The 11,051-nt window shown below is 65.6% G+C and carries 8 protein-coding genes; all 8 read left to right on the forward strand.

Annotated elements, in window-relative coordinates:
- The first annotated feature begins 211 nt into the window (after nt 1-211).
- The 8 genes from K1X11_RS19085 (at nt 212) to K1X11_RS19120 (ending at nt 11,046) form a co-directional block, all read left to right on the forward strand.
- Nucleotides 212-2,557 carry an ATP-binding protein gene (locus tag K1X11_RS19085; RefSeq protein ID WP_221030759.1) on the forward strand — a complete coding sequence of 782 codons (2,346 nt, stop codon included), beginning with the start codon at nt 212-214 and terminating at the stop codon, nt 2,555-2,557.
- A gap of 40 nt (nt 2,558-2,597) precedes the next feature.
- Nucleotides 2,598-2,975, forward strand: coding sequence for a response regulator (locus tag K1X11_RS19090; protein ID WP_221030760.1), 378 nt, complete (start codon nt 2,598-2,600; stop codon nt 2,973-2,975).
- Nucleotides 2,972-3,922, forward strand: a complete 951-nt coding sequence (locus K1X11_RS19095) for a response regulator (protein ID WP_221030761.1) — start codon at nt 2,972-2,974, stop codon at nt 3,920-3,922. The genes K1X11_RS19090 and K1X11_RS19095 overlap by 4 nt, the downstream gene beginning before the upstream one ends.
- Before the next feature lie 513 nt (nt 3,923-4,435).
- The gene (locus K1X11_RS19100; RefSeq protein WP_221030762.1) at nt 4,436-5,962 is read left to right on the forward strand and encodes a Do family serine endopeptidase; all 1,527 of its coding nucleotides are present in this window, start codon (nt 4,436-4,438) and stop codon (nt 5,960-5,962) included.
- A 188-nt stretch (nt 5,963-6,150) separates the two neighbouring features.
- Nucleotides 6,151-6,828 carry a response regulator transcription factor gene (locus K1X11_RS19105; protein ID WP_221030797.1) on the forward strand — a complete coding sequence of 226 codons (678 nt, stop codon included), beginning with the start codon at nt 6,151-6,153 and terminating at the stop codon, nt 6,826-6,828.
- Nucleotides 6,815-8,230 (forward strand): sensor histidine kinase, encoded by a 1,416-nt coding sequence (locus K1X11_RS19110; protein ID WP_221030763.1) that lies wholly within the window; start codon nt 6,815-6,817, stop codon nt 8,228-8,230. The genes K1X11_RS19105 and K1X11_RS19110 overlap by 14 nt, the downstream gene beginning before the upstream one ends.
- Before the next feature lie 228 nt (nt 8,231-8,458).
- On the forward strand, nt 8,459-10,438 hold the full coding sequence (locus K1X11_RS19115; protein ID WP_221030764.1) for a glycosyltransferase family 2 protein: 1,980 nt from the start codon (nt 8,459-8,461) through the stop codon (nt 10,436-10,438).
- Nucleotides 10,435-11,046: a TIGR04282 family arsenosugar biosynthesis glycosyltransferase gene (locus tag K1X11_RS19120; protein ID WP_221030765.1), complete on the forward strand. Its 612-nt coding sequence runs from the start codon at nt 10,435-10,437 to the stop codon at nt 11,044-11,046. Before K1X11_RS19115 ends, K1X11_RS19120 begins: the two co-directional genes overlap by 4 nt.
- The last annotated feature ends 5 nt before the right edge of the window (nt 11,047-11,051 follow it).

The following is an 11,051-nucleotide window of genomic DNA, read 5'->3' on the forward strand; positions in this document are numbered from 1 at the left end:
GGAGAAAATGGGTTGAGCCGACAACAAGGCAGCAGGATGCGGTCGAGTGCAAGGGGGTGTTGGTAAACGCCGGGGGTGAAATCGGGCAATCTGCAGGCTTGTTGTCAGCAGGTGTCATTACTAGGCCTGTTTAGCCTTAAATGATCCCCCCGTAGTCTGGCCGATGGGGGTGGTTTTGAGGTTTCCCTTCCGGCCACCGTTTTCCGTTTCCGTGTTCAAATCCCTCCCGTTTCGTTGGCGTATCACGTTGTTGGTGACCTCGGTGTCCTTGGTGTCGTTGTGCGCGGCCTTTGGCGGGTTCCTGTTTTGGGAGGTGCTGCGCTACCGGGCGCAGGTGGCGAACGAACTGGAGTCGACGCAGGCGCTGTTGGTCGAGCGGGTGAGTTCGCGGCTGGCGACGCATCCGGATGGCTCGACGGTCACGCTGGAGGATCTGGCGAATTCGGAATCGATTTTGGCTGGGGCGGTGTATGCGCCGGACTACCGGATTCTGGCGCGTTACGTGAAGGTGGGTCGGGAGGAGTTTGTGCCGCGACCGTTTCGCACCAACGTCGATCCCAACGCGGTGACGACGTTCCGCTACCTGATGCATGACGGGGAGCAGGTGGGCATCCTTTACCTGAAGGCCGACACGTCCGGGTTGGCGCGGGAGAAGTTGGTGGAGCCGCTGCGTGGCATGACGATCATCGGGCTGTTTTCCATCTTGCTGGGCATGGTGGCGGCGCGGTTTTTGCAGCGTTCGATCACGCGACCGATCGCGGAACTCGCGCGGGTGGCCGACCGGGTGGTGAGTGCCCACGATTACAGTGTGCGGGCGGATCCGCGGCGGGCCAGTGGCGAGCTGGGCGCGATGATTGAGGCCTTTAACGCGGTGTTGGCCACGGTGGAGAAACGCACGGCCGAACTAGATCGGGCCAAGGGGCAGTTGGAGGAGAGCAATCGCAACCTCGAGGCCAAGGTGCAGGAACGCACGGTCGAGTTGGAGCACGCCATGATCGCGGCCAACGACGCCAACCAGGCCAAGAGCGCCTTCCTCGCCAAGATGAGTCACGAGCTGCGCACGCCGATGAATGCGATCATCGGTTACTCGGAGATCCTCATGGAGGATGCCGAGGACGATGAGAACGAGGACGCGGTCGACGACCTGAAGAAAATTCTCTCCGCTGCGCGTCACTTGCTCGGTCTCATCAACGACGTGCTGGATCTTTCCAAGATCGAGGCTGGGCGCATGGATTTGTTTGTGGAAGAGCAGGCGGTGGAGGGCCTCGTCGAGCAGGTGCGTTGCACCACGGCGCCACTTGTGGCCAAGCGAGCCAACGCCTTTGAGGTCGTGATGAGCAACGATCCTGGCGTCATCCGCACCGATGCGACGAAGCTGCGGCAGATCCTGCTCAATCTCATCAGCAACGCGGCCAAGTTTACCGAAAACGGCACGGTCACCCTCGAGGTCGGCCGCGACGGCGAAGGCGACGATGGCCGGGTGCATTTTGCGGTGCGCGACACCGGCATCGGCATGACGCCGGAGCAGTGCGCCAAGGTGTTTGAAGCCTTTGCCCAGGCCGATGCCTCGACCGCTAGCAAATACGGTGGCACGGGTCTGGGGCTGGCGATTTCGCGGCAGTTTGCCCGCCTGATGGGCGGCGAGATTGCACTCGAAAGTAAGCCCGGCGCGGGCACGACCTTCACGCTGACCTTGCCGATTTGTGCCGATGGCGAAGCCGCCAAACAGGCCGGGGCGTCGGCGGTGAGCCAGGAACAGGCGGCGGGCGGAGCGAAGGCACAAAAAGTGGCCGCGGTTGCCCGCGTGTTGCTGGTGGCGGCCGACGACAGTCTGGCCGCGGGCGTGCAGGCGCAGTTGGACAACGACACCTACGACGTCACCCATGCGCGCTCCCGCGAGACGGCGTTTGAGTATGCGCGCCGCGAACTCCCGCACGTAATCCTGGTGGATGTGCTGATGGAGTCGGAGGCCGATTCTTCCGAAAGCCTCACCAGCCGCCTCAAACAGGAGCCGGCGCTGGCGACGATCCCGGTCGTGCTGCTCACACGAGTGGAGGACGGATCTCAACCGGGTCTCGCGCTCGGCGCCCAGGATTATCTGAGCAAAAACGAGGTGGAGACCGCACTCGCGGCGACTCTGCAACGCAACCTCGGCGACCGCAGCAACCGCGAGGTGTTGGTGGCCGAAGACGACGACTCCATTCGCCAGATGGTGGGTCGCCTCCTGTCGCGCGACGGCTGGGAGGTCGTGCTCGCGCCCAATGGCCGGGCCGCGCTGGCCGCCATGCAGGAACATCCGCCCGCGATGGTGCTGCTCGACCTCATGATGCCGGAGCTCGACGGCTTTGGCGTGCTGCGCGAGATGCGCGCCGACGAGCGTTTGCGCCACATTCCCGTGGTGGTGCTCACGTCCCTCGATCTCACCGGAAGCGTGCGCCAGTTGCTCAAGCAACAAACCGAGCGCGTCCTGCAAAAGGGTGGCTATTCCAAAGAGCAGCTTCTGGCCGAGGTCCGTGACGCCGTGAGCGAGTTGAGCCGGGGCGAACGGGCGAAATAACGTGGCAAATTGATCATCAACCCCCTGAAGTAACCACCCCATGCCCAAGATCCTGCTGGTTGAAGACAACGAGATGAACCGCGACATGCTAAGCCGCCGGCTGAAGAAGCGTGGCTTCGAGGTTGAGATTGCGGTCGACGGCATCGCCGGAGCCGAGGCGGGCCTCACTGGCGAACATGATTTGATCCTGCTCGATATGAGCCTGCCGGGCCTCACCGGTTGGGAGGTCGCGCAGAAGCTCAAGGCCCATGCCAACGTGGCCGGTATCCCCATCATCGCGCTCACCGCGCACGCCATGGAGTCGGACCGCCAAAAGGCCCTCGAGGCGGGCTGCGACGAGTTTGAAACCAAGCCGGTCGATTTGAAGGCCTTGCTCGCCAAGATGAACACCCTGCTGGGGTTGGAGGCCGCGGAATGAGCGAAGGGGAGGGCAGCCCGCCTTCCGCGGTCGACGCCGAAATCTCGGAACTGGCCAAGCTGCGCCACGACCTGCGCACCCCGCTGAATCAGATTCTTGGATACAGCGAGCTGATCCTGGAAACGGTTGAAGACGAGGACCTGTCGGATCTCGAAGGACCGCTGAAGCTCATTAACAAGGCCGGCAATACCCTGCTGGCCACCCTCAACGAAGAGATGGCGCCGCACCGCATCGCGGCCGGGCGTTTCCATCTCGGCGACCTGCAGGAAGACCTGGCCGGGCCGCTCGATTCCATCGGTTCCTACCACGCGTCCTGCCGCGACCGCGCCGCCGGACTCGGGCGCGACGACATCGTGGCCGACCTGCACAAGATCATGTCGGCGGTGAGCAACCTGCGCGTGACCCTGGCCAAGGCGATCATGCCGACTCCCTCGCCGGCAGCTGCGACGTCCGCCCCGGCGGCGGCGTCGGTCACCCGCTCGGCGCCACCACCGGCCCCGGCCGAGCGTCTGGACGGCACCTTGCTTCTGGTGGATGACGACATGATCAATCGCGAGATGATGAGCCGGCGGCTGGAGCATATGGGCTTTGATGTAGCGACGGCGGAGAGTGGCGAACAGGCGTTGGAGTGGTTGGAGGAGACGGCGCCGGATTTGATTTTGTTGGATATCCTCATGCCCGGCATGAACGGCTTCGAAACGCTGGAACGCATCAAAGCCAAGCCCGCGTGGGCGATGATCCCGGTCATCATGCTCACGGCGCTCGATGATGCGGAGAGCACCGGGCGCTGCATCGCAGCCGGCGCGGAAGATTACGCCGCCAAGCCTTTCAACGCGACCGTGCTGCGGGCGCGGATCAGCTCGGCCCTGGAAAAGAAACGCCTGCGCGAAAACGAGCAGCGCTACCTCGCCCGCATCCGCGAACTCGAAGCGCAGCTTGGTGGGTAGGGGGGGACGACCGGGGGCGACGACCCCGGCTGCATTGGAGGCGGAGGTTGTAGCCGAGGTCGGTGACCTCGGAGGGGGGGGCGATCCAACGAACGCGGGCGACACGCCCGCGGCTACAAGGAGGCGTGATGTAGCAGCGGCCGTGTCGGCCGCTTTCCGGTGCCTCTCGGCGGGGGCACGACGACCGGGGTCAACGACCCCGGCTACAGTGGAATCGGAGGCAGAGGTTGTAGCCGAGGTCGGTGACCTCGGAGGGGGGGGGCGATCCAACGAACGCGGGCGACACGCCCGCGGCTACAAGGAGGTGTGATGTAGCAGCGGCCGTGTCGGCCGCTCTTCGGTGCCTCTCGGCGCTCACGACGACCGGGGTCAACGACCCCGGCTACAGGGGAAGGGGGGAGCGGTCTTCTCCCCCTAAACCTTTCAAACGTGTAAGGTTGGCGAAAGGAAATCGTAAGCTGGGTGTGGCATAGTGTCGGCCATACCACGGGAAACCCACTTTACGAAAACAGCATGAACACTTCCTACCAACGTCACCCTCAACGAGCCCGGGCCTTGCGCGCTTCGGTGCTCATCTTCGCCGCCGCCGCTCTCGGTTGGACCGGAGCCGCCATCGCCTCGAGCGACAAGCCCGAGACCAAGGTTGTCGTGAAAGTCGACGATACGCCGCTCAACCGCGAGGGCGACGGCGCACTGCGCGTGAGCTTCTCACCCGTCGTCAAAAAGGTCGCCCCGGCTGTCGTGCAGGTGGAGGTCACCGACGAGGTGCAGAAGGTGTCCGCCGCCCAGTTGCCGCCCTTCCTGCGCGATCCGCGCATGCGTCGCTATTTCGGTCTGCCCGATGGCGAGGAGTTTGAACTCCCGCGCGCTGAGCCGCAGCGCGGCGCCGGCTCCGGCGTCATCGTGAGCGAGGACGGTTACATTCTCACCAACAACCACGTCGTCCAAAACGCCGACAAGATCGAGGTCACCCTCGACAGCGGCAAGACCCTCAAGGCCGAGGTCGTCGGCACCGATCCCGACACCGACCTCGCGGTCATCAAGATCGACGCCACCGACCTGCCGGCCCTCACCTTTGCCGATTCCGACGCGATCGAAGTGGGTGACACCGTGCTCGCGGTGGGCAACCCGTTCGGCCTCGGCCAGACCGTGACCAGCGGCATGGTGAGCGCGCTCGGCCGCGCGACCATGGGTCTCGCTTACGAAGACTTTATTCAGACCGATGCCGCCATCAATCCGGGTAACTCCGGCGGTGCGCTCGTCGACACCAACGGCCGACTCGTCGGCATCAACACCGCCATCCTTTCCCGCTCCGGCGGCTTCCAAGGCATCGGCTTCGCCATCCCGTCCAACCTCGCCCGCAACGTCATGCAGCAGCTCGCCACCGACGGTAAGGTGACGCGCGGTTACTTGGGCGTGCAGCTCGATCCGCTCACGCCGGAACTCGCCGAGCAGTTTGGTCTCGATGCCGATACCAAGGGTGTGCTGATCAGCGAGGTCAGCGAAGACACCCCGGCAGAGAAGGCCGGGCTGGAGCACGGCGATGTGATCCTCGCGGTCAATGGTCGCACCTACAGCACGCTGCGCGAGCTGCGCTTCGCGGTCGCCAACCTGCGACCGGGCGAAGCCGCGGAGATCAAAGTTTTCCGCGACGGTGACGAGAAGACCATCGAGGTCGAAATCGGAGCCCGCGACGGCGATATCGCTTCGCTCAACCCGAGCGCTGAAAAGGCCGACGAGGGATCCCTCAACGGTGTGCAGGTCGCCAACCTCGATCCGCGTCTGCGCCGCCAGTATGGGATTCAATCCCGCGTCACCGGCGCGCTGATCGTCGAAGTCGACAACGAGTCTGCCTCCTACGAGGCCGGCCTGCGTCCCGGCATGGTGATTCTCGAAATCAACCAGGAACGGGTGCGCGACGCCGACGACGCGGTGGCCCTCACCGAGGACTCTTCGCCCGACGGCAAGACGCTGCTGCGGGTGTGGAGCGCGCGCTACGGAGTCCGCTACGTCGTGGTCGACGAGTCGGGTGACGAGTAAACAAGCCGCCTTTTCCCCTCCCTTTTGTTCATAGGTATACAGGTAAGTTAGTTAGATTAGCTAGTGTTGTGATAGGTCAGAATCCGCCCCGGGCAGCCCATGGTTCCCGGGGCGGTTTTCTTCCGACCGGCTGAGCCCCACGACGCCGGGCTTTACGCTCTCCCTCTCTCCTCCCATTCATGGACCTCGTGCGCATACTCGTAGTCGAAGACGACGCCAAGATCGCCTCCTTCGTGGTCAAAGGCCTGAAGCAGGAAGGTTACGCCGTGGACCACGCTCCCGATGGTGACACCGGGTTGTCGCTGGTGACGACGACGCCCTATGACGCGGCGGTGGTCGACATCATGTTGCCGGGCCTCGACGGCCTCTCGCTGGTCAAACGGCTGCGGCTCACCTATCCGGATTTGCCGGTGTTGTTTTTGAGCGCCCGGTCGACGGTGGAGGATCGCGTGAAAGGGCTGCAGGCGGGCGGCGACGATTACCTGACCAAACCTTTTGCCTTTGCCGAGCTGTCGGCCCGCGTGCAGGCGCTGCTCCGTCGGGCGACCCGCGCCCCGGAAACGACGCGGCTGACGGTGGGCGACATCACGCTCGATCTGGTGTCGCGGCACGTGACGGTCGGCAGCGAGTCGATCGAGTTGCAGCCGCGCGAGTTTGCGCTGCTGGCCTATCTGATGCGCCACCCGGATCGGCCGGTCACGAAGACCATGATTTTGGAGCACGTGTGGGACTACAGTTTTGATCCGCAGACCAACGTGGTCGACGTGCTGGTGTCGCGTTTGCGCAGCAAGGTCGATCCCGACAAGTCGCGCATCGAGACGGTGCGCGGTGTGGGTTACGTGTTGCATGGCCATGGCCGGAGTTGACCAGATCCGGCGCTCGCTGGCGCTGCGCTTCAGCCTGTGGTTTGCGGGCTGGTTCACCATCGGCTTCGTGGCGATCTTTGCCGGGCTGTATTGGCTGCTGGGCAAACAGATCGAGTCGCGCGACTACGAGGATCTGCAGCAACGCCTGCAGCAATACTCCACGGTTTATGTGACCAGCGGCCTGCGAGGCCTGCAGCGGCGCATCGCCGAGGATAGCCAACAGCCCAACGTGCGTTCACTCTTTTTGCGGCTGGTGGGGCCCAACGGCAGTCAGGTATGGGGCAAGATTCCGCCCGACTGGATCGAGTCCGACGAAGAGGTCGTGGTCGTGCCGGATGGGTGGGGCCGTTGGCGCGAACAAACCGTCGAGCGGCGCCGCATCAAACGCAGTGCCGAGCGCGAACTGGCGGTCGTGTCGCAGGCTCTGAGCGACAGTCTGCTGCTGCAGATCGGCCGCGCGACGGACAGCCGTGAAGCGCTGCTCGAGCCGCTGCGGCGCACCTTCGCCTGGGTGGCGGGCGCGGTCGTGTTGGTGGGCGGTGGTGCCGGCTTTTTGACCGCGCGACGGGCGACACGACCTTTGCGCGAAGTCGTGGAGATCGCGCGCGGCATCATCGCGACAGGGCGGATCGATGCCCGCGTGCCGGCGCCTCGCAACGACGACGAAGTCGCGGAGCTGGTGCGGCATTTCAACAGCGTGTTGGACAAGAACGAAGGCCTGCTGCGGGCCATGCGCGAGGCGCTCGACAACGTGGCGCACGATCTGCGCACGCCGTTGGCGGGCCTGCGCCTGTCGGCCGAGGCGGCGCTGCAGCGGGGCACGGCCGATCGCGACACGGCCGAGACGCTCGGTGACGTGATCGAGCGCAGTGACCAATTGTTGGCGCTCTTGCGGGCGCTTATGGAAATTTCCGAAGCCGAAGCCGGCATGCTCAAACTCGAGCCGGTGGCGTGTGACCTGGGCGAAATCGCCCGGCACGCGGCGGAGTTGTATGAGGAAGTCGCCGAGGCGTCGGAGGTGAATCTCACCATCGCGACCGGCGCGCCGGTGCCGGTGACCGCGGACACGACGCGCATGCGCCAGGCGGTGGCCAACCTCGTCGACAACGCGATCAAATACACCCCGGCCGGTGGCAGCGTGACGGTATGGGCCGGCCGCGAAGGCAACGAGCGCGTGGTGCGCGTGAGTGACACCGGTCCGGGCGTGCCCGAAGCCGAGCAGGCCAAGGTGTGGGATCGGCTTTATCGCTGTGACCAAAGTCGCACCGAAAGCGGCTTGGGGCTGGGCTTGAGCATGGTGCGCGCGATCCTGCGCGCCCACGGCGGCGACGCTGCGGTGCACAACGCCAAAAACGGCGGCGCGGTATTTGAACTCCGCCTCCCCGCGAGCGAAGAGGCCTGAGCCCGAGTAGGAGCCCGTCCAACGCGGTTTTTTTAACCACGGATGGACACGGATGGCTCCGGCTACCGCCTACGCACTGAAATCAATTAGGTTTAGTCGAACGGTAGTGAGGCTTTATCCGTGTCCATCCGTGGTTAAAAAACCGGCAGGCTGACGGGGCAGAGTGGGGGCGTTTCTTGCGCTGGGCGGGAAGACGGCGGACGGTTGGGCGCTCTCGTTTGCGGCCGTATGCTCGAATCCATCCAAGTCATCATTCCTGCGCTCGATGAAGCCGAGACCATCGGTGCGGTGGTGACGGAGTTGCGCGAGCTGGGTCTCACGCGGATTCGGGTGATCGACAACGGCAGTCGCGACGCCACCGCGAACGTGGCGCGTGAGGCGGGCGCGGAGGTTATCGCTGAAGCGCGGCGCGGTTACGGACAGGCGTGTTGGACCGGATATCAAAACCTCGATCCGGCGGTGGAGTGGGTGCTCTTCGCCGATGCCGATGGCAGCGACGAACTGAGCGATGTGACACGGATGGTGGCCGCGGCGCAGGAGGGGGCAGACTTCGTGCTGGGCGACCGGCGCGCGCGACCGGAAGGGCGGGCGGTGATGACGCCGGTGCAGCATTTTGGCAATGGCCTGGCGACGACGCTGATCCGGCTCGGCTGGGGGCAACGTTATCACGATCTCGGGCCGTTGCGTTTGATCCGGCGCACGCTGCTGGAGCGCATCGACATGCGGGATCGCGGGTTTGGCTGGACGATCGAGATGCAGGTGCGGGCGGTCGAGGAAGGCGCGCGCATCGTGGAGCTGCCGGTGACCTACAAACCGCGGGCGGGCGGCAAGTCGAAGATCTCGGGCACGATCCGCGGCAGCGTGGCGGCAGGCACGATCATTTTGAGCACCTTGGCGGCGCGCTGGTGGCGCAAGCCGAGCGTGCACGGCCTGCGCGACAGTTGGGGCGGGGGACTGGTGCTGCTGGGTGCGGCGATGATGATGCCGTGGGGCGACTTTGCTGAAGCGGGCACGGTGCCGTGGTTTTTGGGGGCGGCCGGGCTGATGTCGCTGGGCTGGCTCCTGAGCCTGGGTGGTCGGGCGCGGGCCGCATGGTGGTTTTGGGCGGTGGCGATTGGCGCGCGACTGGTGCTGCTGCCGATGGCGCCGGGCGACGACGTGTGGCGTTACCTGTGGGAAGGGCGCATGCAGTCGGCCGGCTTCTCGCCCTACCTGCACGCGCCGGACGATCTTTACCTGGTGACGTGGCGGGACGCGGCGTGGGCGTGGATCAACCACAAGGAATTTTCGGCCATCTATCCGCCGCTGGCGCAGCTCGCATTACGGGCAGTGACGGTGGTGTCGACCTCGGTGCTGGCGATGAAACTGGCCTTCATCGCGGCCGATCTGGCGGTGGTGGCGCTGCTGGCCCGGCGCTTCGGGCGGGCGCGCACGCTGATCTATGCGTGGAATCCGCTGGTTATCTACGTGGGCGCGGGCGGGGCGCATTACGAGCCCCTGTTGGTGCTGGCGTTGGTGGCAGGTTGGCTGGCGTGGCCGGAGGGGACCGATGACGACGCGTGGGGCGGGCGGCCAGCGCAGCGGGGGCGGCGTTGGTTGGCGGCGTGGTGGCTGGGCGTGTCGGTCGGGTTGAAATGGATCACCGCGCCGCTGGTGGCGTGGATGGTGTGGGCGCGGCTGCGGGTCCGCGACTGGGCGGGGGCGGTGCAACTGGCGCTGCTGGGCGCGTTGCCGGTGGTGATCGGGCTGCTGTGGTTTCACTTCGAGTTTGGGCGGGTGGGGCCGCTGGCGCCGCGCGATTACGTGGCGTGGGCGCGCACGGCGGAGCTGATGCCGTGGCTGGTGGAGCAGGTGTGGCCGGCGACGGCGTCGCGCAACGGCATCGCGCTGGCGTTGTTCGTGCCGGTGGCGGCGTGGGTGTTTTTCCGCGCGCGGACGCTGACGGAGTTCGGCGAAGCCTTCCTGGTGGCGATGCTGCTCTTCGCGCCCTCGGTGCACGCCTGGTATTTTGTGTGGCTGGTGCCGTGGGCGGTGGCGACGCGCAACGCCGGGACGCTGGCGGTGAGTGTGAGTGCGTTTGTTTACTTCTGGCTGTGGCAGCGGTCGGCTGTCACCGGTGAGTGGATACAGACCCCGCTTGAAAAGCTTTTGTTGTGGGGTCCGCTAGTGTTGGGCTATGGATGGAGCATGCGGAAGGTTCGTCGATGAAGCCCACGGTATTGATGTTTGTGAAAGCGCCGGTGCTGGGCGCGGTGAAGACGCGGCTGGCGGCGACGGTGGGCGACGATGAAGCGCTGCGGGCGCACTGTTGGCTGGTGCAGCGGCAGGTGTCGCAGCTGCCGGCTGACTGGCCGCTGGAGGTGCATTACGCGCCGGGCACGGAGGCCGCGGAGGCGCAGATGCGCGAGTGGTTGGGCGAGGCGGACGGACGGACCTTTTGGCCGCAGCCGGAGGAGGATTTGGGCGGGCGTCTGCGGGCGGCGACGGCGGCGGCGTTTGGCCGGGAGGCGGAGGCGGTGTTGTTGATCGGCGGGGACTGTCCGGAGCTCGACGAAGCCGGTCTGCGTGACGCGGCGCGGGCGTTGGAGCGGGCGCCGGTGGTGTTGGGTCCGGCACGGGATGGCGGGTATTATTTGCTCGGCATGCGGCGGCCGCGGCTGGAGTTGCTCGATGGCATTGCCTGGAGCACCTCGGAGGTCGCGGCGCAGACGCGAGCGCGGGCGGACGAGGCGGGCGTGGCGGTGGCGGAGCTGCCGATGCGGGGGGACGTCGACACGGCGGAGGACTGGGCGCCGTGGGCGGAGCGGTTGCGTTGAGCGCG

Origin of the sequence: Actomonas aquatica (assembly GCF_019679435.2) — a bacterium.
GTDB classification, from domain to species: Bacteria; Verrucomicrobiota; Verrucomicrobiia; order Opitutales; family Opitutaceae; genus Actomonas; species Actomonas aquatica.

Bases quoted from the DNA above. Each gene is read 5' to 3' on its own strand.
- K1X11_RS19095 (WP_221030761.1), top strand. From the start codon at position 2,972: ATGAGCGAAGGGGAGGGCAGCCCGCCTTCCGCGGTCGACGCCGAAATC.
- K1X11_RS19090 (WP_221030760.1), top strand. From the start codon at position 2,598: ATGCCCAAGATCCTGCTGGTTGAAGACAACGAGATGAACCGCGACATG.
- K1X11_RS19115 (WP_221030764.1), top strand. From the start codon at position 8,459: ATGCTCGAATCCATCCAAGTCATCATTCCTGCGCTCGATGAAGCCGAG.
- K1X11_RS19100 (WP_221030762.1), top strand. From the start codon at position 4,436: ATGAACACTTCCTACCAACGTCACCCTCAACGAGCCCGGGCCTTGCGC.
- K1X11_RS19120 (WP_221030765.1), top strand. From the start codon at position 10,435: ATGAAGCCCACGGTATTGATGTTTGTGAAAGCGCCGGTGCTGGGCGCG.
- K1X11_RS19110 (WP_221030763.1), top strand. From the start codon at position 6,815: ATGGCCGGAGTTGACCAGATCCGGCGCTCGCTGGCGCTGCGCTTCAGC.